Here is a 24850-nt window from a genome sequence, read left to right on the forward strand (position 1 = left end):
GGCGTGAAGAGCCAGAGCGGTATCGACGTTATGCAATCAAGCTGATGATCAATACGATAATCAGGTCAATAACGGAGTTCACCAGCTCCAGTAACGCCGGGTCGACGCCAACCAGTTGACCGGTTGCCAGACGAATAAGCACGGTTATCAACCACGCCATGATGTACGGAGAGATATTGCCGTGCGACATCAGCATGCCGATGGTATCGCCAATGCCGGTATCAATAATGGTCTGCTTCAGTACGCCGCCTGTGCCGATGATCAGGATCACCATGGCGATGCTTTTCACTGCGTTTTCAAAGGCATTCATCACCCACTGCATGTCGTGACCACGCGCGGTACCAGAATAGACACGCCGAAGGAGGGCAGATTGTTCTGGTCAACCAGTACGTCGGCTTTCATGAACGACGGCGTTGGGCGATCGAGGTTGCCGAGGAACTTTGGCAGGATAAGCCCGGCGCAGCTCACGCTCGGAATCATCACCAGAATGCCATAGATGTAGACCATGCCCATGCCCATGCCCATGCCCATGTCCGCGCCGTAGGCGTTAACCAGCGCAACCGGCCCCGGCTGTGGCGGGAACAACGCGTGAGTGGTGGCGGCGGCAACGGCGGGGATCGCCAGCTTGGTTGAACTATTATGATTTTTGGTTGAGATGCTACCTATATTGGTTAACCATTAATGCGATGAATGTCATATTGCGTTACATGCTTACAGTCTTACCGAACTGAATGGCCTTAATTAGGCGATCTAATCGGCATAAACCGTGATTTGGTTAACCAATTTATCGCTTCAGGTTGACATGTCATACCAAAAGGGGGAATTTATATGCCATATCGTCGAGTCCATAACGTAAACGAGGAATAAAACATGGAACAGACATGGCGCTGGTATGGTCCTAACGATCCGGTCACCTTAGCGGATGTTCGTCAGGCGGGTGCCACAGGCGTTGTCACCGCTTTGCACCATATCCCTAACGGGGAGGTGTGGACGGTTGATGAAATCCTGAAGCGCAAAACTATTGTTGAGCAGGCGGGCCTGGTCTGGTCGGTCGTCGAAAGCGTGCCGATCCACGAAGACATTAAAACCCGTTCCGGCAACTATCTGCAGTGGATCGCCAACTACCAGCAAAGCCTGCGTAACCTGGCCCAGTGCGGTATTCGTACCGTGTGCTACAACTTCATGCCGGTTCTCGACTGGACCCGTACCGACCTGGAATACGTCCTGCCGGACGGCTCCAAAGCGCTGCGTTTTGACCAGATTGAATTTGCCGCCTTTGAGCTGCATATCCTCCAGCGTCCGGGCGCGGAAGCAGACTACACCGCCGAAGAGATTGCTCAGGCAAATGAACGCTTCGCCACCATGAGCGATGAAGACAAAGCGCGCCTGACCCGCAACATCATTGCCGGTCTGCCGGGGGCAGAAGAGGGCTACACGCTCGACCAGTTCCGCCAGCATCTTGCGCGCTATAAAGATATCGATAAAGCCGCGCTACGTGAGAATTTCGCCGTCTTCCTGAAGGCGATTATTCCGGTGGCGGAAGAAGCTGGCGTACGCATGGCAGTTCACCCGGACGATCCGCCGCGCCCGATCCTCGGCCTGCCGCGCATTGTTTCCACGGTGGAAGACATGCAGTGGATGGTCGATACGGTTAACAGCATGGCGAATGGTTTCACTATGTGCACCGGTTCCTACGGCGTGCGGGCGGATAACGATCTGGTCGACATGATCAAACAGTTTGGCCCACGCATTTACTTCACCCATCTGCGTTCCACGCTGCGTGAAGATAATCCGAAAACCTTTCATGAGGCGGCGCATCTTAATGGCGACGTCGACATGTACGAAGTGGTGAAAGCGATCGTTGAAGAAGAGCAACGCCGTAAAGCGGAAGGGAAGGAAGATTTGATCCCGATGCGTCCGGACCATGGCCACCAAATGCTGGACGATCTGAAAAAGAAAACCAACCCAGGCTACTCCGCGATTGGTCGCCTGAAAGGGCTGGCGGAAGTGCGCGGCGTTGAGATGGCTATCCAGCGCGCTTTCTTCAGTCGCTAAAGCGAGTTGCCGGCCACCTGTCTGGCCGGCTTTTTCTTTTCTCATCCGTTGGTCTTTCAACGGGTTCTGGAGTTCACGATGACAACGACAATTGCCAATAGCGACCTGCCGGTTGCGCGCCCTGCATGGGACAGCTCGCGCCTGCAATCCCGCATTGTTCACCTGGGATGCGGCGCTTTTCACCGCGCGCATCAGGCGCTGTACACCCATCATTTGCTGGAAACCACCGACAGCGACTGGGGGATCTGTGAAGTTAACCTGATGCCGGGTAACGACTGCGTACTGATTGAAAATCTGCGCAAGCAGCAACTGCTGTATACCGTGGCGGAAAAAGGCGCGGACAACACCGTGCTGAAAGTGATCGGTTCAATGAAAGAAGCGCTGCACCCGGACCTTGACGGCTGTGACGGTATTTTACAGGCTATGGCGCGCCCGCAGACGGCAATTGTTTCGCTGACGGTCACCGAAAAAGGCTACTGCACCGATGCGGCCAGCGGTCAGTTAGATCTCAATAACCCGCTGATAAAACACGATCTGGCGAATCCTACCGCGCCGAAATCGGCGATTGGTTACATCGTACAAGCGCTGTACCTGCGTCGTGAGCAGGGGCTGGCTGCCTTCACCGTGATGTCCTGCGATAACGTGCGTGAAAATGGGCATGTGGCGAAAGTCGCGGTGCTGGGGCTGGCGCAGGCGCGCGACCCGCAGTTGGCGCAGTGGATTGAAGCTAATGCCACTTTCCCGTGCACCATGGTCGACCGCATTGTTCCGGCAGCGACGCCGGAAACGTTACAAGAGATTGCCGACCAGTTGGGCGTTTACGATCCGTGTGCTATCGCCTGCGAGCCGTTCCGTCAGTGGGTAATTGAAGACAATTTTGTCAACGGTCGTCCTGACTGGGACAAGGTTGGCGCACAGTTCGTGGCCGACGTGGTGCCGTTTGAAATGATGAAACTGCGCATGCTCAACGGCAGCCACTCTTTCCTCGCATATCTGGGCTATCTCGGCGGCTATGAAACTATCGCCGATACCATGACGAATCCGGCGTACCGCAAAGCGGCGTTTGCGCTGATGATGCAGGAGCAGGCGCCGACGCTCTCGATGCCGGAAGGCACCGATCTCAACGCTTACGCGACCCTGCTGATCGAGCGTTTTAGCAACCCGTCTCTGCGCCACCGTACCTGGCAAATTGCGATGGACGGCAGCCAGAAACTGCCGCAGCGCCTGCTTGATCCGGTGCGTCTGCACTTGCAAAACGCCAGCGGCTGGCGTCACCTGGCGCTGGGCGTGGCGGGCTGGATGCGCTACACCCACGGTGTGGATGAGCAGGGGCAGGCCATTGATGTTGTCGACCCAATGCTGGCTGAATTCCAGCGCATTAACCGACAGTACCAGGGGGCCGAACGCGTGACGGCGCTGCTGGGGCTGTCTGGCATTTTTGGTCATGACCTGGCGGAAAACGCCGACTTTGTGGAGACCATTATTGCGGTGTATCAACAGTTATGTGAACACGGCGCACGTGAGTGCGTTGCGGCATTAAGCGCTGACGCATAAGCTCCGAACTATGACGGGTCAATCAAAATATTGGTTTGGTTGACCCATTTTCTGTTTTTGGCTTCCCGCAAATGCTATAGTTCGGTACTTATTCACCGTATCTGATTACACGCATCTGACGGACATAACACGATGAAATCGAACACTTCTCAGCAAAGACCCTACCAGGAAGTGGGTGCCATGATCCGCGATCTGATTGTTCAGACGCCGTACCAGCCCGGTGAACGCTTACCACCAGAGCGTGAAATTGCCGAGATGCTCAATGTCACTCGCACGGTGGTTCGCGAAGCGTTAATCATGCTGGAAATTAAAGGCCTGGTGGACGTGCGGCGCGGGGCCGGGATCTACGTGCTAGATAATGCGGATGCGCAGACCATCGACAGTACGGATGCAAATCATTGCAATGATGCGGGGCCGTTTGAGCTGCTGCAGGCGCGGCAGCTGCTGGAAAGCAATATCGCTGAATTTGCCGCGCTGCAGGCTACCCGCGAAGATATCGTCAAAATGCGCCAGGCGTTGCAGCTCGAAGAGCGGGAGCTGGCGTCCAGCGAGCCAAACGGTTCTGAAAGCGGCGACATGCAGTTCCATCTCGCCATCGCCGAAGCCACGCATAACAGCATGCTGGTGGAGCTGTTTCGCCAGTCATGGCAGTGGCGTGAGAACAACCCGATGTGGATCCAGCTCCATAGCCACCTCGACGACACTCATTACCGCAAAGAATGGATGGGCGACCATAAACAGATCCTTGCGGCATTAATCAAAAAAGATGCTCGCGCGGCCAAGCTTGCCATGTGGCAGCATCTGGAAAATGTCAAACAGCGCCTGCTGGAGTTTTCAAATGTAGATGACATTGATTTTGATGGTTATCTGTTTGATTCCTGGCCGCTGGATAAAGTTAATGCCTGATTTTCCTTCCTCTCATAAGCGGGCTATTGCGGCCCGCACCGCACTTTTACGTATCCTTATTCATTGTCCTACCAGGTCGATATTCACGTTTTGAATGACACGTAAAAAATTGTTTCCATCGCCTCAAATGATCATTTTTCCGCCGTCTTTGTGCGATGGAAATTGATTTATATCAATTAAAAACAACTTATTTTCGCGTGCAAAAAAATGCGTTATTTACCTTATTTTTACCTTTCCGTGCTTATTTTTAGACAAAACGGATCTGGGTAAAGTGAGAATCAACGCGATCCCTGCAGTTATCAGGATAAGGCATATCGGCATAACTACGCATAAAAACAAGCGTTTCGCGTAAATGTATACATTAATGAGGGTGTGTAACTTATTGGCCATTATGATGTTTTGAGTTGTGGTATGTCTAACGTAAATTTCTCATGTTTTTTTAATCAAATGAATAAAATCGAATAAGCGTAAAGTTAACATTACATATTGTTCCATAAACATGTCATCTTTCACTTGAAACATTGTTCCATTTTTCTGCTTTTTATTAACAGTTTCATTACTATTATGACTGTATTTTGCCGTTGACATGTTTTTACACTAACTGCATATTTCATAACCATAAGCGTGTCATTACGTTCAGGAGTTGAAAATGCCATCTCGAGACTATCCCGATATTCGAAAACCCAGAGGGACCCGATCAAAAGATATGGTTCTTTTAAGTGCCCGTGTCGATACCTCTTTATGGGAATATGTGCGAACGCTGGCATTTGAAACACGAAAAAGCAAACAAGATATTATTGCTGAAGCATTAATGTTACATCGCTCTGTTAATAAGAGTGAAAGTTTAGAGTAATGACTCTCTGTCCGGGTTTTGTTTAAAACCCAAGAATGAAATATGTCTTGCTACTTCACTTTGAAAGTCAGTTTGATGGCGTAAATCGGGAAGATATTTATAGCCATTTTTCATCAAGTGTGTTTAATCTGACAAAGTTATTAGCTTACGGGATACTTTTTAAACCGTGACAGGTATTTACCTGGATATATTGTTGCTGCTTAAGATTATATTCTTTTAGCGGTGATGAATCGCTGTTTGTATAATTGTGCGGCGCTAATTAACGCGGCGAAAAGCAGCGCTGCCGCACCACACAGTGTGGCGTTGATGATGGCAACTGCGCCGCTTCCCAGCAGGCTGGTTAATAGCGGTCCGAGAATTTGTCCAATGCCGTATGTCAGGGTGACCAGACCCAGCAGATTAATATTGCGCGGCACGCTAAGTTGACGGGCGAGCGGCATCACCAGCGACGTGGTGCCCATAAACGTTGCACCAAAACCGACGCTGCTTATCACCAGCAGCGGCAAGGAATCGCTGGCGAGCGTCATGACCACGCAGGCGCTTTGTATCAGCAAATTCGCCGTCAGGCATTGCAATACTCCCCAGCGTCGGGCGGCCCACAGCCAGGCGAAACACCCCGGAATAATCGATATGCCAACCAGCGACCAGAGATGAGCCGTCAGCAGAGGCGAACCGGCGCTTTTCGCCATCAGTGGCAGGTAGGTGGCGACAATGATGTAACCAAATCCGGCCAGCCCGTACAGCAGCGCCAGCAGCCACCAGGACATCGGCTGATGCTCTGTTTTTACCGGGGGCGCGGCGGGGAGCGTATGGTCGCGAGAGGGCAGAAGCATAACCAGTAGCACAAAGAACAGAGCCGAGGCTGCCGCTGCCCCTAACCACAACGTGTGTGATGACAGCGCAAAGTGCAGACCACTGATGACATATTCATTACCCATCAAAATGCCAGCGCCAACGCCGGAGAACAACGCGGCGATCACGAAGGGATGACGGGTATGATGCAGAACGATCATCGAGCCAAAGATCATCATACCGGCACTGGCGACGCCCGCCAGAAAGCGGATCAGCATGACCAGCACAGGCTGTGTAAAGCTGGCCATCGCCAGAATCAGTCCGGCGGTGGCGAGTGCAGAAATTAACAGCATCGGGCGTAAGCGTGAGGGAAGGTGGAAGAGCCCGAAGGAGAAGAGCAGGCTTCCCGCCAGATATCCGGCGTAGTTGGCGCTGGCAATCCACGAGAGCTGGTCAAACGTAAATTGACCTTCCGACAGCAGTACCGGCAGCATTGGGGTATACAGAAAGCGCCCAATCCCCATGCCCAGCGTTAAGACCAGCATGCCAAAGAGTGCGACGCTGATGGCATGGCGATTTGAATCTGGACTTCCCTGAGACATACGCACCTTGATTTCACACAGTGAGTCGGGTGATTGTTATATTACATGTGTAAATGATAATGAAAAGTAAAAAAATAAACGACGCAAAAACCTTTCTCCTTAAAAATTCGCCAGCGTCAGCAGGGACGGAATTTGTGACAACAGATATAACACCAGCCCAATAGAACCGCCGACCAGCGTGCCGTTAACGCGGATAAACTGCAAATCTTTGCCGATGTTTAACTCAATTTGCTGTGACATATCGCGTGCATCCCAACTTTTCACTGTGTCGCTGATATGGCGTGTCAGGAAGGAGGCAAACTCCGGGGCAACTTTATGCGCGGCCTGCTCCAGATGCCCATTGAGTGAGGCACGCAAGGCGCTGTCAGCAACCAGCGTTTCGCCAAACCACTGCCCGGCGCTGGCAATGCGCTGCTTCACGCGGGAATCGTCGGCGTTAATATCTGTTTTCACCCACTGGCGCAGATCTGCCCACAGTTCGCCAAGATAACGGTTGAAGGCTTCGTCTTCCTTCAGATAGCTTTTCATGCTTTCGGCCCGCACTGCCATCTCAGGATCGTTTTTGAGCTTGTCGATGAGCTTAAACGTGGCGCGATCGAACGCGTGGCGGATCTGATGCGCTTGATCGTGGCTGATGTCATCCAACAAGGAGTTAACGGCTTCCGATACCAGCTCGGCGCTGTGTTCGCCCAGCCATTCGGTCGGTAGGATCTTTGCTTTCAGCGGATGCTCGGTCTCCAGCCAGTGCACTATCTGTCGGGCGATAAATGTCCGCGAACTGTCGCGCTGGAGCAGGGCAATAAGCTGGGCAATGAGCGTGTCGAGCAGTACCTGATGGCGATTGTTTTTGGTCATGCTTTCCAGCATCAGAGCACTGGTTCCGGAGAGATCGACCTTATCGATGGCTTTGTGCACCGCCCGCTTGATCAGCCGCTGGATGCGAGCGTCGTCGGTCAGCTCCAGAAAGCCGCTCATGATCTGCAGCAGATGTTGACCAATACGCTGGGCGTTTTCCGGCTGGCTGAACCAGTTGCCGATTAGAAGCGCCGGTTCATGGCGGCGGATCAGAGCTACCAGAGATTGGGTATCGAGGAATTTCTCTTGCACAAACTGCCCGAGATTTTCGCCGATCCGATCCTTATTGCGAGGGATAATCGCCGTATGTTGCGAAATAAACGGGATCGGCACCCGACGAAAAAGCGCCACCACAGCGAACCAGTCCGCCAGCGCGCCTACCATCGCTGCTTCAGCGATCGCCTTGGTCCCGAGAACCCAGAAATTAGGCGGCAGAAACAGCGTGATGACGAAGGTGGCGGCCGCAATCAGCAACAATGAGAGCGCCAGTCGCTTGGCGCGTTTGAGTTCAGCAATTTTATTCATAGGCTTAAGGATAGAGCCAGACGGGGGGATCGCGCAAAAAATGTGGTGCGCGTCCCATTTTCCGGCGGAGAGACCTTACTTCGGGATCCAGTTGTCCCAGGCGGGTAAGGGGCCGAGTTCTGCCACCAGAAAATCGATAAACGAACGCACTTTCGGGTTGCTGTACTTGCTGGGAAAGTACAGTGCATACAGGGTGTGAGTTTCACAGGTGATGGTGCCGTCGAGCATTAGCGGCGTGATCTCTTCTTTTTGAATATGATCGCCAATCAGATAAGTGGGCAAATACGCCACCCCCTGATCTTCTAACACCGATTTCAACAGCACCAGACTGCTGTTGGCCTGGATCGGCATATGCAGTTTTAACTGATGCAGTCGATCCTGTTCATCTGCCACCTTCAGCACCGGCGTGAGGCCCGGGTAAACCAGGCAATCATGATCTACCAGATCGCTCCGGCGCTGGGGCATGCCTTTTTTGGCAAGGTAGCCGGGTGAGGCACAGTACGCCCAGCGAACAGGTACCAGCTTGCGCATCGCATAGTTTTGCGGCGGTGCGGTGGAAATTCGCAGGGCAATGTCGAAATCCGTTTCGTTCAGATTCACAAAGTTATCGTTGAGATCGATATACAGATTCACATCCGGGAACTGGGAGCGATATTTATCCACCAGGTTCACCAGTCGGGAATAACCAAACGCAATGGAGCAGGTTATACGTAATTCACCCTGCGGGTTATGGTAATAACCGGAAGTAGTGTTCAGTGTTTCATCGAATTCTTTCAACAGCTTGTTAGCGCGATTAAAGAGATATTGCCCGGCATCGGTCAGGGTAATACTGCGGGTGGTGCGTTTAATTAATGTCGTGCCTAACGTATCTTCCATCGCCGCCAGGCTTTTGCTGACCGCAGACGGCGAGACGTTGAGCTGTGCCGCGGCTTCTGACAATCCTCCGCAGTCGACGATTTTAGTAAAAAACTCAAGATGCTTAAGTGAAATCGGCGTACTCATAATTTCCTTAAATTCACAAGTGATTTGCAAAAACGGTACGAATAGGCCGTTACATTCATCTTTTAAACATGCAACTATTGAATCACAGGAAACAACTTGCTGGCAAAATGAAAAAATAACAACTTAGGTGAGTTACGTCACAAAATAAAAGGAGGCGAAACGGAAACTCATCACATTGTGAATTTAATCTCATTAATTATTATTCTAAAGGTACCGATTATGTGGTCACGACTCGAACCCTACAGATCGTCGATTATTTTATTAGTTGCTTTGGTGATTGGCGGCTTATTAGGCATTTATGCCCCATCGTTTGCAGGTAAACTCCAGCCTATAGGTCAGATATTCCTGAACCTGTTATTTATGATTATTGTGCCGCTGGTGGGGATCAGCGTCATGTCGTCCATCGCCAGTATGACCGACCTGAAAAGGTTAGGGCGCATCATGGCGATAATCTTTATTGTTTCGATCGCGATGGCCTTTATTCCGGCGGCCGGGATCGTCGCGCTGGCGCTATGGTATAACCCGGCGCAGGGCGTCACTATCGATCTCTCGCAGTCGGTGCAGGCGGGCAGTGGCAAGATGGATTTTGTCAGCATGATCACCACCAGCGACTTTATCGGACTGTTTTCTAAGTCCAATATTCTGGCGCTGATCGTAATGGCGATCATCGCCGGAGTGGCGATTGGGCAATCAGATCAGGCCGGTAAACGCATTGCGTCGCTGCTGGAAGATGCTAATACCGTGATCATGAAGATCGTCTCGATCATTATGAAGGTGGCACCGGTTGGTCTGGGCTGTTATTTCGCGGCCACCATGGCCAGTCAGGACTCTGCACTGCTGTTAACCTTTGCCCGTGCTATCGGCCTGTTTATGGTCGCCACGTTGGTCTACTTTGTTTTTGGCTCGATTATCTATTCGTATATTGGCGGCGGTGTTCCTGCAGTCAAAGCCTTCTGGCGAAACGCGATTGAACCCTCCGCGACCGCGCTGGGAACCTGCTCTTCGCTGGGGACGCTCCCGGTGACCCTGCGTGCCGGTAAGGCGATGGGGATTAACCCGGAAATCGTTGATGTTTCCATTCCGCTGCTGGTTAACCTGAACAAAGGCGGCGTGGCGATGATTGCCGCGCTGAAAATTGTCTTTATCTATTCCGTACTGGGCATGGAGTTCACTACCGAAACCTTCTTCCTGACGATGCTGATTGCGGTGCTCTCCGCCATTATCGTCGGCGGCGTGCCGGGCGGGGCGTTCCTCGGTGAAATCTTTATCGTCACCACGCTGGGTCTGCCAATGGAAGCGATCCCGATGCTGGTGGTGCTGGGCACCATTACCGATGCGCCAGCCACGTTGATTAACGTAATCCATGATTTGAATGCGGCGCAGATTGTTGAACGGTTCGCTGGAAAAAAGCAGATCAACACTGAAATAAACTCTACTGCTACGGTGGTATAGGTTTTCACACGGATTAAGAACAGGAGATGTTATGAAAGACGCAATGAAGCTTGAGACGCACCTGGTTGTTGCGGGTCGCGACAAACGTTATACCCAGGGAGCGGTGAATCCGGTGATCCAACGCGCCTCTTCGCTGGTGTTTGATACCGTGAAGGACAAGAAATTTGCCACCGCCAATCGTGCGAACGGCGAACTGTTTTACGGTCGTCGCGGCACATACACGCACTTTGCTTTCCAGAAGGCCATGAGCGAACTGGAAGGCGGCGTTGGTTGCGCGCTTTACCCGTGCGGTGCGGCGGCGGTCACTAATGCGATTCTGGCGTTTGTTCAAAGCGGCGACCATATCCTGATGACCGGCGCGGCCTATGAACCAACCCAAGATTTTTGTAATAAGATCCTGAGTAAATTCAACGTTGAAACCACCTATTACGATCCGCTGATCGGCTCGGGTATTGTCGATCTTCTGCGTCCTGAAACGAAAGTGGTATTCCTGGAATCCCCCAGTTCAATCACCATGGAAGTGCAGGACGTGCCGGGAATGGTGAAGGCGATCCGCGCGGTGAACCCGGAGATTGTCATTATGATCGACAATACCTGGGCAGCGGGTGTGCTGTTTAAAGCGTTGGATTATGGCGTGGATATTTCCATTCAGGCGGGAACGAAGTACACCATTGGTCATTCGGACGGCATGTTAGGCACGGCGGTGTCCAACGCCCGTTGCTGGGATCGCCTGCGTGAAAATTCCTATCTGATGGGACAAACGCTGGATGCCGATACGGCCTACAACGGCAGCCGTGGATTGCGCACCCTGGCGGTACGCCTGAAGCAGCATCAGGAAAGCAGCATCCATATTGCCCGCTGGTTGTCGGCCAGACCGGAAGTGGCGCGGGTGAATCATCCGGCCTTACCGGAGTGTCCGGGGCACGAGTATTTTCAGCGTGACTTTACCGGAAGCTCAGGTCTGTTCTCGTTCGTGCTGAAAAAGAGACTTACCGACGAGCAGATGGCGAATTTCCTCGATAACTTCTCGCTGTTCCATATGGCTTATTCGTGGGGCGGGTTTGAGTCGCTCATTCTGGCGAATCAGCCGGAGGAACTGAACAGCATTCGCCCGGCAGGAGAGGTGGATTTCAGCGGCACGCTGGTCAGGGTGCATATCGGCCTTGAGGATATCGACGATCTGATTGCCGATCTCGAAGCGGGATTTGCGCGTATTGCTTAAGGTGATGTGAGTAGTGCCGGATGACGTTGATGAACGTTTATCCGGCAAGTTTTAACGCAGAAGCCTCATCAGTATCAGTTTCCTTTTCATACAAAGAGTCAAAATACATCACAAAAAATCAAATTAGATCATTTTTTATCAAAGGTAATCTTCATCACAATTTTTATCCTCTCTCATGGGTAGCATAAACGCGGATTTTCAGTGTTACTTTCATATGTAAGGGATGATGAATTTATGAAGTTGAATAAGCTGTTCACAACGACCCCGCCGGATCGTCGTCACTATGGTGTCGCCGTCTTAATTGGCATCGTTTCAGGCATACTTTCTGCATTTGTTAAGTGGGGAGCCGAAGTTCCCCTTCCGCCCAGAACTTTTTCTTTGGGGCGAAATGAGTTTAATCCGCCGTATCTTTTTCTCAGAGACTATTTAGGTATTGACCCCACGCAAACGGTCTATACCTTTTCTGAACATGTGATCAATCCTGTTATGGTCACACACATCATATTTTCATTAGTGTTTGCAGTGGGATATTGCGTCATAGCTGAAATTTTTCCGAAAGTTAAACTTTGGCAGGGGATCATGGCTGGTTTGATTGTGACGGTGGCGGTTCATGGCGTTTTCATTCCTGCATTGAATCTCTCTCCGCCATTAACTCAGCTCCCCTTCGATGAATACGTTTCTGAAATTGTGGGACACATTTTTTGGTTCTGGGTGATTGAAATGATTCGTCGCGACCTGCGTAATCGTATAACACATGAACCTGATGCTGAAATCCCATTACATTCCGCCAGGTGACTGAAAGCAGATGTACTGTTTTGGATTGCCCCCGAACGTTAAACACACATATTGATGCTAAGGTTTGGGGGCTGTTCATCAAGATTTAGCTCTCTGTGGCTAACGTCGTCGCCTCATGCTGGCGCACCCGTTTGAGCAAGGCTGCCAGCGTGAACACGACAGCGATCCCCGCCACAACCGCCAGCAGATGAAACGAGATCCTGCCACCGTTAAACCACAGCCAACGCCCGATTTCGACAGAAACCGCCATCACCGTCAGGATCACCATATTCAGTGACGCGGAAACAGTGCCCTTCGGTAAGTTGTTGGAAAAAAGCGTAAAACGAAACAGCGTTGGGAAGATCATTCCAATGCCAAACGCATACAGGCTGGTTCCCAGCACCGACCACAGCCAGACGTGCGGCCACAGTAAATTACCCGCGATCAGCACCGCTAACCCGCTCAGCTGAACAGGCACGGCGCGCCAGATAAAACTGGGTTGGGTTGGATCCTTCACAAAACGAACCACCACCATATTGGCGACGATCACCGCACCAAATACCGGCGCCTGCGCCCAGGCAAACTGCGATGTGGTCATGCCGCCCGCATCAATCAGGATCACGGGTGAGACTGCCACCCAGCTCATCATCGGGATATAGCTTAGCGACAGCGTGGCTGCGCCAAACAGGAATACCCGGTTGCGGAAAACGTCGCGGAAATCGCGCAGCACGCCACGCGCGCTGAACGGCCCCGCGCCGCGCTGGACGGTTTCCGGCATTGCCAGTAGCAGGCCAACGAAGGCGATAAGCCCCATGACGGCAATAATGGCAAACAGAAACTTCCAGTGGACAAAGTGCATTAGCGCAGCCCCGGAGAGTGGGCCAATAACCGGCGCAACCAGCACAATGGAGGTGATTACCGCCATCAGCTTAATGGCCTTCGTTTGCCCAAACGCCTCCTGCACCGTGACATAACCCACAGTGGCGATAAAGCAGATGCTGGTGCCCTGCACAAAACGCGCAACCAGAAATTGCGTCATTGAGGTGGTGAACAGCGTGGCCGCGCATGCGAGCGTAAAGATTAACGCACCCGCAATCAGCACCGGTCGACGACCAATCCGGTCTGAAAGCGGGCCTAACAGCCATTGCAGCGCCATGCCGCCTGCCAGATAAAGGCTCACTGCAGCCGGTGCCAGGCTGACATCGGCGTTGAAATCGCGCACGACATTAATGATGCCGGGTTGGATCAGGTCCGTCGACAGATAGGCGGCGAAGTCGTACAGAATCAACGCGATGGGGAAAAATAGCGTCGTGGCGCGTTGGGAGAAAAACGCGAAAATCCGTTGCATAAAACAGCTCCTTGTCGGGAGAAAACCCTCAACGGGAATAGCGAAATTCAATACCGTCTTTGAGACGTCAGGCCGATGACAGAAAAATGCAGACTGCAAATGTACTGAATTTCATGTAATCAAAAACGCTGCCCGCGCAAGGCGCAAGCAGGAGAAACGTTTTCAGACTCGGGTCAGAAAACGTAACGATTACAGGTAACAATCAGCACATCGCACCTCGGGAAGAATTAGTTGAATGGATAATAGCCACCCAAAGTGTAATGCGGATTGGATATTAATTAAACGAGTTTATCCGCTTTATTTGCAGAAATTCATCTCGCTTATCAGAAAGTGATGCTCTGCAGAAAACGCAGCACGATCGCACCGCCGAAGACAATCAGTACGCCCCCGGCGATATGCTCTACCCACAATATTCCTCTGGTTAACCGTCGCTGGATCTGCGGTAAACCTATGAACATAACGATCAACAGATCCCACACCAGCACCACGCTGGTCATCCAGATCCCGCTCACGGCTTGTTGCAGCAGCGTCACCGATGGGCCGAGCAGTGCGGTCATCAGCGCCAGATAAAACAGCGCATTTTTGGGGTTGAGCAACGACGAACCTAACCCCAGCAGCAGCTGTTTGCTAAATCCCGGGCAGGTAGACGGGGCGTCTGCTCCGGACAGGGTTTGCGGGCGGCTGCGTATTAGCAGGCTGCCTATCCACAATAAATAGAGCGCGCCCACAAGCTCAATAACCGTAAACAGCAGGGGACGTTGGCGCAGGATCCCCCAACCGATAATCGCCAGCAGGATATACAGCCCATTGCCTATGGCGATACCCACACACAGCCCGGTGCTGCCGCGCATCCGGTAACGGGCGGCGTAACCGACCAGTAAAAAGAAGTCCGGCCCGGGGCTTAGCAGAGCGACAAAATGTGCCAGCGCCAGTGCGGGAAAAGCCGATGGAAAAAGTACAGAAAGCAGTGACATAGCGACCTCAGAGAATGAACCTGCGATCACCCTACGCCTGGCATAACGCTATTTATTGTCTGAAATTGATCGTCCCAACGCGTACTGGCGCGGTGTTGCTGCGGTGTAGCGGACAAAGGTGCGGTGGAAATGACTCTGGTCGGCAAAACCGCTCTGATAGCCGACATCGGCAATCTCGTCCCCGGCACGAAGCCGCTGGCGGGCATAGTCAATCCGCAAGATATTCAGATAACTTGCAGGCGTGAGTCCTGTGTCCTGCTTAAAGGTACGGATCAGTGTTTCTTTACGCATGCCGCACTCTTGCGCCAGATTGTCCAGCGAGGGCGGAGCCAGCAGATTGGTCTGCAACCGTTCACGCAGATACTGGCTGGCGGTGCTTTGGTTTTCCGGTGTTACCGATTGCAATGGCAGCGAGCGCAGCAATGCTTGTGCGGCATCCGTTATCTGCGTCGTTTGCCGTTGCTGCATAAGCGCCACGAGGTTCATATAGTGCTGGAATAATTGCGGGTCGCGAATAACGGGATCGCGCGAGCAAAGCAGTTGATTGTTGTTGAGCGCAGGCAGATGGACAAGACACCACCGGACATCAAGATAAAGCATGTGATAGCTGCGAAACAGTCCGTTCACGGGATTACAGCTGTGTGGCACCAATGGCGGGATCACAATCAGATCGCCCACTTTCAGGTGATAATCTTTTCCATCGCACTGGCTGCATGTTTCCCCCTCAAGAATCGCCCCAATCGAGAGCTGAGAGTGGTTATGACGCTTATAGGCCTGCTGGCTTTGCCAGGTGCTGCGTAGTTCCAGCCACGGGAGCTGTTCGTCTCGCCAGAACGATTGTGGAATATCCCGGGTATGCGTCACATCGTGTCCTCCCTGAAAGTGATGGTTTGTTATAACACAGGCCGTGCGGTCAAAAAGCGGGAATGCGCATTGAAATAGTGATTCTGCGTGATGCGTTCCAGACAATTGCAGACGTTACAACGGGACGTTTTTATCTCTGAAAACGTCTCGCAAAGAGAGAAAGTTGCAGGTGAGGGGGGCGGTTTTGCGGCGCTACAGTCACAGCATCTTATTCCCAGGTGACGGATCGCCATGAACAAAACACCGACTTCCACGCCGCATGATGCGGTCTTTAAAACGTTTTTGCATCACCCTGAAACCGCTCGGGATTTTCTCCAAATACATCTTCCCGCTTCGCTGTGTGAACTTTGTGATTTTCAGACGCTGAAACTCGAGACAGACAGTTTCATTGAAGAGGAATTACGTGCGTACTATTCCGATGTGCTGTGGTCTGTGAAAACGACGGATGGGGATGGGTATATTTATGTCGTGATTGAACACCAGAGTACACCGAATGCGCATATGGCATTCAGGTTGATGCGCTATGCGGTTGCGGCCATGCAGAAGCATTTAGATGCCGGGCATCAGCAGTTGCCGCTGGTGGTGCCGATGTTGTTTTATCACGGCGCTAAAAGCCCGTATCCCTACTCGCTGTGCTGGCTGGATGAATTTGCCAGTCCGAAATTGGCTCGTCAGTTGTATGCTGCGGCATTTCCGCTGGTGGATATTACGGTTATTCCGGACGATGAGATTGTGCAACATCGGCGTATGGCGTTGCTAGAGCTAATACAAAAACATATCCGCCAGCGCGATCTTATGGGACTGGTTGAGCAAATTGTTTCTCTGTTAGTTACCGGACTGACTAATGACAGTCAGATAAAGACGCTGTTTAATTATATTTTGCGTACAGGCGATGCACCTCGATTCAGGGAGTTTATTCGTGGGGTTGCCGAACGTTCACCGCAGCATAAGGAGCATTTGATGACGATTGCGGACAGATTGCATGAGGCTGGATTTCAAAAAGGGTGGCTCGAAGGTCAGCAGGAAGGCCAGCAAAAAGGTAAACAAGAAGGTAAACAAGAAGGTCTAATTGAGGGGCAGCGAGCTGAGGCGCTCCGTATTGCACGCACCATGCTGGCAGACGGTATCGATATCAACACGGTACAAAGAATTACCCGACTTTCTGCTGAGGATATCCAGGGATTAAGCCACTAGACAGAGGCGAAACCGGGCGTACCGATTTACTCCATCGCCACCTTCACTGCTTCTCCGAGTTTTTGCATCACTTCCCGATGCTTCTCATCAGGCGGCAATGCGCAGTTGATGCGCACACAGTTTCGATACTTTCCGGATGCGGAGAACAGCGATCCCGGAGCGACCTGTATTTTCAACCGACAGAGCTGCTTAGCCACGCAGACCATATCAACCTGCAATGGCAGTTCGACCCAAAGCATAAAGCCACCTTTTGGTCGTGTAACGCAGATTCCACAGGGGAAGTATTCGCGCACCCAGCAGGTGTAGATTTCCATATTACGCTGATAAATCTGGCGCATACGCCGGACATGGCGATGATAGTGGCCTTCGCGCACAAAGGTTGCCGCTGCCAGCTGCGTGGCGGGAACATTGGTGCCGATAACGGCGTATTTTTTATGCAGAAGTTTGTCATGATAGCGGCCAGGAACAACCCAACCCACGCGCAGACCCGGTGCAACGGATTTGGTAAACGAACTGCACAACAGCACCCGACCGTCGATATCCCAGGAGTGGATGGTGCGCGGGCGCGGGTATTCTGTTGCCAGTTCGCCATACACATCGTCTTCAAAAATAACAATATCGTGGCGCTGAGCGAGAGCCAGGACCGCCCGCTTACGTGCATCCGGCATAATAAATCCGAGGGGATTATTGCAGTTGGGGACCAGGATCACGCCTTTGATGGGCCACTGATCCAGCGCTAATTCCAGTGCTTCAATACTGATGCCGGTATCCGGATCGGTTGGGATCTCAATAACCTTAATCCCTAAGCCGCGCAGTAGCTGCATCGTGCCGTAATAGGCGGGCGATTCTACGGCGACGATATCTCCTGGCTGGCAGACCGACAATAGTGCCAGCGACATTCCACTCTGGCTGCCGCTGGTGATCACGATATCATCCGCAGCCACTACCGATCCGCCGTCCAGCATCAGACGGGCAATCTGATTGCGCAGTTCACGGCATCCAGCCAGTTCGTCGTAGCCCAGCACCGCACCTAAATTGTGTTGCACCACGCGACTTAACTCGCGCCAGAGCGGTTTCAGGCTGGGTTGATTGATATCAGGGACGCCGCTGCTGAAAGGGATTATCGATTTATCTGCATGACCTGCCAGCATGCTCAGCACCTGATCCCACTGGGTTATCTCCACTGGACGCTGGACCGGGCGCGACATCAGCGGCACCGGCGGCTGCGCTTTTTGCGGCGCGACAAAGTAGCCCGAACGTGGCTGCGGGGTGATCAACTGCCGCTGTTCCAGCATCTGATACGCCCGCTGCACGGTGCTGATGCTCACCCCGTGTTCCTGGCTCAGGCTGCGCACCGACGGCAGTTTCTCGCCATGGCGATACAGCCCCTGCTCAATGCGTTCGGCCAGCAGTGTGGCCAGATGTTGGTAACGCGTCATGCTGTATCCCTCGTTATTGCCATACAGATTGATAAACCAATACAGAACGGTGGAAAAAACCGTGTGCAGATACTGTTTTAATCAATCTGTATGTTAAATAAAAGTACTTTTTGAATCTGTATTGTCAGGCAGTAAATCCGAGAAGATAAAGCCTCTGACAAGGTGAGGAGGTGGGGTATGGAATTTCACGAGAACCACGCAAAACAGCCGTTTATTGGGTTGGTGCAGATCTGGCGGGCATACAAGGCATGGCGGCTGCGAGCGCAAACGCGGCGCGTATTGCAACAGATGAGCGACGAGCGGCTGCGGGACGTCGGGCTGCGACGCGATCAGGTGGAGTGATTTCTTTCATCGACAGAGGCTGGGGTTATCGCCCCGGCCTCTTTTGTATTCACGGCATTTATCAATTCATGCTTCTGAATGATGTGTTTCTTGATACTTACTCTGATAAGTATTATTTTCTTCTCAGTGATGAAGGGGAAATAAGCATGACTGAAGATGAACTGTTTGCCCGCCGCCCGATGGGAATGCGCATGGCGATGGTGGTGCGGCAGTGGCGGGCTATTATTGATGCAGCTATTACTGACACAGGCCTGACGCAGTCAAGCTGGACGGTACTGATGCAGTTGTATCAACTGGGAGATAACGTCTCGGTCAGTGAACTGGCCCAGGTGCAGGGTATTGAACTGCCGCCGCTGATGCGCACTCTCTCACAGCTGGAAAAGCACGGCTATCTGCTGCGTTCCACATCGCCTTATGACAAACGCATTCGCCTGCTCACGCTGACCGCGCAAGGCCGAGCAAGGCTGGAAGAACTCAACCGGGTGATTGAGAACTACCAACATCGTGTCACGTGTACCATCCCCGAAGCGGAGCTTGCCGCCTTTAGCTCGACCTTAAATCAACTCGCCTGCAATTTGCGGACAATCCGCGAAGAAGACAATCAACACTAAAAAACTATGATGACCCCAGAACAAAAATTTGCCCGTTGGGTAAGGGTGAGTATTGCCGCTTTCCTGGTAATATTCGCCTGGTTTATCGTTGCCGATATCTGGATCCCGCTAACACCGGACTCCACGGTGATGCGCGTGGTAACGCCTGTTTCCTCACGCGTATCCGGCTACGTCTCGCAGGTGCATGTACATAACAATAGCCAGGTGAAAAAGGGCGATTTGCTGTACGAACTGGATCCGACGCCATTTATCAATAAGGTCGAGGCTGCGCAAATCGCCCTTGAGCAGGCAAAGCTGAGCAACCAACAGCTGGATGCGCAGATCGCCTCTGCGCGTGCCAATCTGCGCACCGCGCAATTTAACGCCCGGAACGACAAGACCACCTTTGACCGCTATCAGCGCCTGAGCGCCATGCAGAACGTGTCGCAAGCCGATCTCGATAAGGTGCGCACCGCCTGGCAAACCAGCGAGCAGTCGGTGTCGGCGCTCAATGCCAATATTCAGAACCTGCTGATCCAACGCGGCGAGCGCGATGAAAACCGCAACGTGACGCTGCAAAAATACCGTAATGCACTGGAAGAGGCACAACTGAACCTCGGCTGGAGCAAAGTGTATGCACAGACCGATGGCACGGTGAGCAACCTCCAGCTTAGCCCCGGACTGTACGCCACCGCCGCCACGCCGCTGCTGGCGCTGGTCAGCCACCAGACTGATATCGTGGCCGACTTTCGTGAAAAAAGCCTGCGCCACACTCGCGTGGATACCGATGCCGCCGTGGTGTTCGACGCCATGCCGGGCAAAGTTTTCTCTGCCCGCGTCACCAGCAGCGATGCCGGTATTCTGGCAGGACAGGAGCTGGTTAATGGCCAGCTGTCGCAGCCGGAACAGTCCACCCGCTGGGTGCGCGATGCACAGCGGATGCGTATTCACGTCGCGCTGAACGAACCGCTCGACACGCCGTTACCGACCGGGGCGCGCGCCACGGTGCAGTTGTATAACAGCGAGGGGATGTTCGCCCGCACTTTTGCCGGGGCGCAGATCCACCTTGTTAGCTGGCTGCATTATGTCTATTAACACGCTGGCCCACGTCTTTACGCCGCACGGGAATATTGTCTACACCGCCAATGATTTTCGCCAGACTCTGCGTATTGCCGTTGCCGGAACGATAGCGCTGAGTATCTCGACCTTCTACAACGTGCAGTACGGCGTGTTCTTTGTGGTTTATCCGCTGATGTTGTTATCGCTGGTGCCGGTGTTCAACCGCCATGTGGCAAAACAGTTTGTGTTCAGCGCGGCGGTGAACTGCGTTGAAATGGTGCTGATTGTCGGCTATCTCTCACAATGGCCGCTGATTATGACGCTGGTGGTATTTGGCCTGTACGTGATGCGTTTTCGTTTGATGAGTAAAGGGCCGCTGTTTCTGTTCGGCTCAATGGGCGTGGTGTGCCAGAGCACGATGCTCAATTTTATGAGCTATCCCACCACCAACTGGCATACGCTGATGTTCTCCAATATGGAAGCCTGCGTCATGGCGGTGGCGCTGAGCGCGTTGCTGCATTATCTGATCCCGGACGTGGAGCCCCGCCAGCCGCCGCCGCGCATTGAAAAAGATGACGCCCGGGTTCGCCACGAGTCGCTGCTTTCCGGTTCGGTGGCGACAATGATTTTTGTGGTTTTCCAGATCTGTGACTTGAGTGATTCGCTGTCGGCGCTGATGGCGGGCATTTTGATCCTGTTTCCTATGCACTATCGCGGCGCGGTGTTGAGCTCTCTCTGGCGTGTGGTCGGCGTGGTGCTGGCCTGTCTGTATATTCTGCTGGTGCAACTGCTTATCTATGATTTCAGCAACCATATGCTGCTGATGATGCCCCTGATCGGTCTCGGGCTGGCATTCAGCGCCCGCCTGCACGTAATGGAAAAAGTCGGCGCGGGCGTCGGCTTTGCCAGTATCACCACCATCGGCATTATGTTTGGCCAGAACCTGCACCCGGATCAGGACCTGGTATTCAGCGATCTGTACCGTATTACCTCCGTTACCATCGCGCTGCTGGCAACGCTAACGATGGTATTTCTGGTGCACCGGGTGTTGAACTGTTTTGCCGCGACACGGTTTGTGATAACCGAGTGAGTGGGGTTGTGAGTGCAGGATGGCGGCGTAAACGCCTTATCCTGCCTACGAGAAAACGCTATTTCCAGGCCCGGTCACATCGCGTCACCGGGCATTTCAGATTGCCTGCTGCTTCACCGTTATTTAATTATTCAGAATAAGAGTTATTTGTTCGAAAAATAAAAATATATGAGTTATAAGTATTCTGAATTTTAATAATTGTGACCTTATGAACAAATTTAATTTTACGATTAAATATGATAAGTGTGATTATTATATTTTAAAGGGGGTAAAATCATATGACATGGGAATATAAAGTATCGACAGGTATACTGAGCCATAACGGTGAGTTAATTGCTTATTGCTACAGTGGTGCCGGTGAATCAAAGGATAAACCAAACTGTGAACACATACGTAACAAGGGCCCCATTCCTCGAGGTATTTATTTTATTGCGGGATGGAATAATCACAAAAGCCCCTCCGCTATCATCCTTGAACCTATTGCAGGGACCAATACTTTTGGCAGAGATCATTTCGAAATTCATGGCGATAAAAAAGGGCTGCCACCTGGAACGGCATCTGCAGGGTGTATCATTATGAATGGACAAGATAAGCGCCAAACCATTTACGATTCGGGTGATACAATTTTGGTGGTAAGATAATGAAATTTATTATTATCTTCTTTCTGTTTATGCTTTCGGGTGCCTCCTGCGCTGCAGAGCATACTGCACCTCAGCTTCTGCAGATGATAAATGAAAAAGGAGCAAATGCTGTTGTACACACACTTTATAATGACAATGAATCAGAATGGTGGAACCATATTATTCCTGAAATTAGCAAAGGTAATAATGACTGGTTAACGGTGGCCAGTGCTCTGGAATCAGGAGTAGATGCTAGCACTGCGGAAGATTTGCAGGGGGCCGTATCTGAAGCCATTCCACATAACCCCGCCGGTGTTTTGGCTATTCTGAACGATAAGAGACCATTGCTGACTATTGAGCAGATATGTGTATTTGCCTCTTTCCCTGAGTCAGAAGAAGAAATGAATAAGCTATTTGTTAATTCCATCAGGGAAATGTATAAGATCAAAACGGCAGAAGGGAAACGGTGTATTGCGGTTATGATCAATACTGTCGAAAATTCTGTTCCATTTAATAAGGATTCATAAATGGCTATCCCTGGATATATGTCACTAATCGATGATGCTGGTAATGTTATCAAAGGTAGTGTGATGGTAAAAGACCGTGAAAATCAGATCGAGGTTTTAGGTTTGTATCATAATGTGAGTTACAACTCTGACTTGCATAATGGAAGGGTGTTGAGTAAACGTCAACATCGTCCATTTTTAATTGAAAAGGAAATTGATGCTTCTAGTGTGCTTTTGTATAAAGCATTAAGTACCGGAGAAACATTAAGGAAAGCGGCTATTGATCTCTATCGAATAAATGATGCTGGTCAGGAAGAGGTCTATTTCACGATAATCCTGGAAGATGTGAAAGTCGTTACGATTTTTTCACTGATGCACGATGTTAAAGATCCTTATTACGAAAAACAGACCCATCTTGAACTTGCTCAGTTCCGCTACAAGAAGATTACCTGGCACTATCATGATGGGAATATAGTCCACTCTGATGATTGGGATTATCGCTTAGGGTCTTGAGTAAATGGCTCTGGATAAAATGATGTCACGCAATCAATACACGGCGCTTATACTCCTGAGCGCCGCCTGGCATCTTAGAAGTTATCCCTGCTTGCGCGACTTCGCCGAAATTACGTCGATAAACTCCTGCACCTGCCGTTGCTTACGCGCGGACAGCTTGCACACCCGACGCAGCGACTGCAGTAACGCGGGCTCTTCCGGCTCCGGCAGTCTTCAAAGCCTTTCTTTGCTTTGGCTTTTTTCGTTGGTGCTTTGACCATGATGAACTCAATCAGGAAAAATTTGGGGGCTATTGTAGCGATAAAAGCGGCGAAATTCGCCCCCCTCACTCAATCTCCAACTCATCAAACAGCGGTAAATCCACATTCTGCAACGCTTAACACGGATCGCTTTTTCGTGCCGGTGGCGCTTTTCCTGGCCTGGTTTGTCCGGCATCGGTGATGCGATAGCTCATGCCTTTACGGTTAACCATCCTCTGCCGGATGGCGGCTGCGCCTTATCCGGCCTACAAAAAATCTACTTCTTCAATCCCGCAAACGCGGCTCTGATCTCGTCTTCCGGCAGGTTAATGCCGATAAACACCAGTTGGCTGTGTGGTTGTTCGTCGCCCCACGGCCGGTCCCAGTCGGCGCTGTACAGGCGCTGGACGCCCTGGAACAGCAGGCGGTTTGGCTCGCCTTCAATCCACAGCATGCCTTTGTAGCGCAGCAGCTTCTCGGCGGATTCCAGCAGCAGGTTTTCCATCACTCGGGACACGTCGCTGATGTTTACAGGGTAATCCAGCTCGACGACGATCGAGGAGATATCGTTTTGTTTGTCGGCAATAAAGTGGAAGCGCGGTTTGGCGCTGACCACGTTCTCTTCCAGCATGAAACCGTTGGTGTCGAACAGCAGAGAGAGGTCGATATCGCCATGCGTGACGGTATACACCGGGGCGCGGGCGTTGATGCGCGCCAGGCGTTCACGCAGCTTTTCGCTTTCACTGGCTACGTCGGTTTTGGTCAGCAGGATGCGGTCGGCGTAGCCGACCTGCGACTGGGCGATGGTGAACTGGTTCATCTGCTCGTCGGCATGCACCGCGTCAACCAGCGCAATCACGCCGTCCAGCAGGTAGCGTTCGCAAATTACTTCATGGGAGAAAAAGGTCTGAATAATCGGGCCGGGATCGGCCATGCCGGTGCATTCGATCACCAGACGGTCAAAATTGATGGCGCCTTTGTCGAGGTTGTCGAGCAGATCGAGCAACGCGTCTTCCAGTTCGCTGGAACGGGTACAACAGATGCAGCCGTTGGTCAGGGTTTTGATCTGCGTAGCGCGATCGCCAATCAGCTGATCGTCCACCGAGACTTCACCGAATTCGTTTTCGATAACGGCAATCTTGTAACCGTGCTGCTCGTTGAGAATATGGCGTAGCAGGGTGGTTTTACCCGCGCCAAGAAAACCGGTGAGTAGGGTAACTGCAATCGGGGTCATTCACTTCTCCTTCTAACAGCAACTGCTTCCGCCGCTACCGTAGCGGGCTTCCTGGCGCTCGCGGAAGAATTCTTCGTAGGTCATGTACGGCTTATCGGGATGGTTGGTCTTCATGTGCTCGACGTAGTTGTCGTAGTCCGGAATGCCAATCAGCATCTTCGCCGCCTGACCGAGATATTTTTTAGCTTGCCCTAAAGTACCAAACATAAACAATCCTGATAAGCGAAAAGCCCCGCCGGAGCGGGG

The 24850-nt window shown here is 51.9% G+C and carries 24 protein-coding genes and 2 pseudogenes; 15 read left to right on the plus strand and 11 right to left on the minus strand.

What is annotated here, in order from left to right; translation table 11 throughout:
* Nucleotides 1-28 precede the first annotated feature (28 nt).
* Nucleotides 29-627, minus strand: a pseudogene (locus tag OGX99_RS02615) (GntT/GntP/DsdX family permease); the annotation flags it as partial.
* Between the two features lie 243 nt (nucleotides 628-870).
* On the opposite strand from OGX99_RS02615, the gene uxuA reads away from it, so the two are divergent.
* From uxuA to OGX99_RS02635, 4 genes are all read left to right on the plus strand, one after another.
* Nucleotides 871-2055, plus strand: coding sequence for a mannonate dehydratase (gene uxuA / locus OGX99_RS02620; protein ID WP_286542581.1), 1185 nt, complete (start codon nucleotides 871-873; stop codon nucleotides 2053-2055).
* Between the two features lie 78 nt (nucleotides 2056-2133).
* The gene (locus tag OGX99_RS02625) at nucleotides 2134-3609 is read left to right on the plus strand and encodes a fructuronate reductase (protein ID WP_187259158.1); all 1476 of its coding nucleotides are present in this window, start codon (nucleotides 2134-2136) and stop codon (nucleotides 3607-3609) included.
* A gap of 132 nt (nucleotides 3610-3741) precedes the next feature.
* Nucleotides 3742-4515 carry a Uxu operon transcriptional regulator gene (uxuR, locus tag OGX99_RS02630; protein WP_003033268.1) on the plus strand — a complete coding sequence of 258 codons (774 nt, stop codon included), beginning with the start codon at nucleotides 3742-3744 and terminating at the stop codon, nucleotides 4513-4515.
* Between the two features lie 649 nt (nucleotides 4516-5164).
* The gene (locus tag OGX99_RS02635) at nucleotides 5165-5368 is read left to right on the plus strand and encodes a hypothetical protein (RefSeq protein WP_151216636.1); all 204 of its coding nucleotides are present in this window, start codon (nucleotides 5165-5167) and stop codon (nucleotides 5366-5368) included.
* Nucleotides 5369-5574: 206 nt separating this feature from the next.
* On the opposite strand, the gene OGX99_RS02640 is transcribed toward OGX99_RS02635, so the two are convergent.
* The 3 genes from OGX99_RS02640 to OGX99_RS02650 all read right to left on the minus strand — a co-directional run bounded on the left by OGX99_RS02640 (nucleotide 5575) and on the right by OGX99_RS02650 (nucleotide 9144).
* Nucleotides 5575-6762 carry an MFS transporter gene (locus tag OGX99_RS02640; protein ID WP_187259156.1) on the minus strand — a complete coding sequence of 396 codons (1188 nt, stop codon included), beginning with the start codon at nucleotides 6760-6762 and terminating at the stop codon, nucleotides 5575-5577.
* 99 nt (nucleotides 6763-6861) lie between these two features.
* The gene (locus tag OGX99_RS02645; RefSeq protein WP_151216638.1) at nucleotides 6862-8142 is read right to left on the minus strand and encodes a DUF445 domain-containing protein; all 1281 of its coding nucleotides are present in this window, start codon (nucleotides 8140-8142) and stop codon (nucleotides 6862-6864) included.
* 75 nt (nucleotides 8143-8217) lie between these two features.
* On the minus strand, nucleotides 8218-9144 hold the full coding sequence (locus OGX99_RS02650; RefSeq protein WP_187253674.1) for a LysR family transcriptional regulator: 927 nt from the start codon (nucleotides 9142-9144) through the stop codon (nucleotides 8218-8220).
* Nucleotides 9145-9363: 219 nt separating this feature from the next.
* Here OGX99_RS02650 and OGX99_RS02655 point away from each other — a divergent pair, with 219 nt between their 5' ends.
* The 3 genes from OGX99_RS02655 (at nucleotide 9364) to OGX99_RS02665 (ending at nucleotide 12613) form a co-directional block, all read left to right on the plus strand.
* The gene (locus OGX99_RS02655) at nucleotides 9364-10596 is read left to right on the plus strand and encodes a dicarboxylate/amino acid:cation symporter (RefSeq protein WP_151216639.1); all 1233 of its coding nucleotides are present in this window, start codon (nucleotides 9364-9366) and stop codon (nucleotides 10594-10596) included.
* 31 nt (nucleotides 10597-10627) lie between these two features.
* Nucleotides 10628-11818: a cystathionine beta-lyase gene (gene metC / locus OGX99_RS02660; RefSeq protein WP_151216640.1), complete on the plus strand. Its 1191-nt coding sequence runs from the start codon at nucleotides 10628-10630 to the stop codon at nucleotides 11816-11818.
* 234 nt (nucleotides 11819-12052) lie between these two features.
* Entirely contained in the window at nucleotides 12053-12613 is a 561-nt protein-coding gene (locus tag OGX99_RS02665; protein WP_286542585.1) for a YagU family protein, read from the plus strand.
* Between the two features lie 85 nt (nucleotides 12614-12698).
* Here OGX99_RS02665 and mdtM read toward each other — a convergent pair whose 3' ends face one another.
* From mdtM to OGX99_RS02680, 3 genes are all read right to left on the minus strand, one after another.
* Nucleotides 12699-13940 carry a multidrug efflux MFS transporter MdtM gene (mdtM, locus tag OGX99_RS02670; protein WP_286542586.1) on the minus strand — a complete coding sequence of 414 codons (1242 nt, stop codon included), beginning with the start codon at nucleotides 13938-13940 and terminating at the stop codon, nucleotides 12699-12701.
* 323 nt (nucleotides 13941-14263) lie between these two features.
* Nucleotides 14264-14914 (minus strand): LysE family translocator, encoded by a 651-nt coding sequence (locus OGX99_RS02675; RefSeq protein ID WP_151216642.1) that lies wholly within the window; start codon nucleotides 14912-14914, stop codon nucleotides 14264-14266.
* A 48-nt stretch (nucleotides 14915-14962) separates the two neighbouring features.
* A complete protein-coding gene (locus OGX99_RS02680; RefSeq protein ID WP_151216643.1) occupies nucleotides 14963-15778 on the minus strand; it encodes a helix-turn-helix transcriptional regulator in 816 nt (271 codons plus the stop codon).
* Between the two features lie 231 nt (nucleotides 15779-16009).
* Between OGX99_RS02680 and OGX99_RS02685 the strand changes: the two genes are divergently transcribed.
* Complete coding sequence (locus OGX99_RS02685) at nucleotides 16010-16972, plus strand: Rpn family recombination-promoting nuclease/putative transposase (RefSeq protein WP_187259152.1); 963 nt, start codon at nucleotides 16010-16012, stop codon at nucleotides 16970-16972.
* A gap of 26 nt (nucleotides 16973-16998) precedes the next feature.
* On the opposite strand, the gene OGX99_RS02690 is transcribed toward OGX99_RS02685, so the two are convergent.
* The gene (locus OGX99_RS02690; RefSeq protein WP_286542590.1) at nucleotides 16999-18411 is read right to left on the minus strand and encodes an aminotransferase-like domain-containing protein; all 1413 of its coding nucleotides are present in this window, start codon (nucleotides 18409-18411) and stop codon (nucleotides 16999-17001) included.
* A gap of 177 nt (nucleotides 18412-18588) precedes the next feature.
* Between OGX99_RS02690 and OGX99_RS02695 the strand changes: the two genes are divergently transcribed.
* The 7 genes from OGX99_RS02695 (at nucleotide 18589) to tssD (ending at nucleotide 23131) form a co-directional block, all read left to right on the plus strand.
* Nucleotides 18589-18753, plus strand: a complete 165-nt coding sequence (locus tag OGX99_RS02695) for a DUF1127 domain-containing protein (protein WP_151224510.1) — start codon at nucleotides 18589-18591, stop codon at nucleotides 18751-18753.
* A gap of 146 nt (nucleotides 18754-18899) precedes the next feature.
* Nucleotides 18900-19364, plus strand: a complete 465-nt coding sequence (locus OGX99_RS02700; protein WP_286542592.1) for a MarR family winged helix-turn-helix transcriptional regulator — start codon at nucleotides 18900-18902, stop codon at nucleotides 19362-19364.
* Between the two features lie 6 nt (nucleotides 19365-19370).
* Entirely contained in the window at nucleotides 19371-20438 is a 1068-nt protein-coding gene (locus OGX99_RS02705; protein WP_286542603.1) for an HlyD family secretion protein, read from the plus strand.
* Nucleotides 20428-21492 (plus strand): DUF2955 domain-containing protein, encoded by a 1065-nt coding sequence (locus tag OGX99_RS02710; protein ID WP_286542605.1) that lies wholly within the window; start codon nucleotides 20428-20430, stop codon nucleotides 21490-21492. Before OGX99_RS02705 ends, OGX99_RS02710 begins: the two co-directional genes overlap by 11 nt.
* A gap of 278 nt (nucleotides 21493-21770) precedes the next feature.
* Nucleotides 21771-22133 carry a tlde1 domain-containing protein gene (locus OGX99_RS02715; RefSeq protein WP_061067169.1) on the plus strand — a complete coding sequence of 121 codons (363 nt, stop codon included), beginning with the start codon at nucleotides 21771-21773 and terminating at the stop codon, nucleotides 22131-22133.
* Nucleotides 22133-22639, plus strand: a complete 507-nt coding sequence (locus tag OGX99_RS02720) for a hypothetical protein (protein ID WP_252838439.1) — start codon at nucleotides 22133-22135, stop codon at nucleotides 22637-22639. The genes OGX99_RS02715 and OGX99_RS02720 overlap by 1 nt, the downstream gene beginning before the upstream one ends.
* Nucleotides 22640-23131 carry a type VI secretion system tube protein TssD gene (tssD, locus tag OGX99_RS02725; protein WP_061067171.1) on the plus strand — a complete coding sequence of 164 codons (492 nt, stop codon included), beginning with the start codon at nucleotides 22640-22642 and terminating at the stop codon, nucleotides 23129-23131.
* Nucleotides 23132-23212: 81 nt separating this feature from the next.
* On the opposite strand, the pseudogene OGX99_RS23845 reads toward tssD, so the two are convergent.
* From OGX99_RS23845 to OGX99_RS02735, 3 genes and pseudogenes are all read right to left on the minus strand, one after another.
* A pseudogene (locus OGX99_RS23845) lies at nucleotides 23213-23344 on the minus strand (SymE family type I addiction module toxin); the annotation flags it as partial.
* Between the two features lie 303 nt (nucleotides 23345-23647).
* Nucleotides 23648-24604, minus strand: a complete 957-nt coding sequence (gene yjiA, locus OGX99_RS02730; protein ID WP_286542610.1) for a GTPase — start codon at nucleotides 24602-24604, stop codon at nucleotides 23648-23650.
* Nucleotides 24605-24616: 12 nt separating this feature from the next.
* Nucleotides 24617-24811 carry a YbdD/YjiX family protein gene (locus OGX99_RS02735; RefSeq protein WP_003830038.1) on the minus strand — a complete coding sequence of 65 codons (195 nt, stop codon included), beginning with the start codon at nucleotides 24809-24811 and terminating at the stop codon, nucleotides 24617-24619.
* Nucleotides 24812-24850 lie beyond the last annotated feature (39 nt).

This window comes from Citrobacter sp. Cu096 (assembly GCF_030332285.1).
In the GTDB taxonomy this organism is placed as follows: domain Bacteria; phylum Pseudomonadota; class Gammaproteobacteria; order Enterobacterales; family Enterobacteriaceae; genus Citrobacter; species Citrobacter meridianamericanus.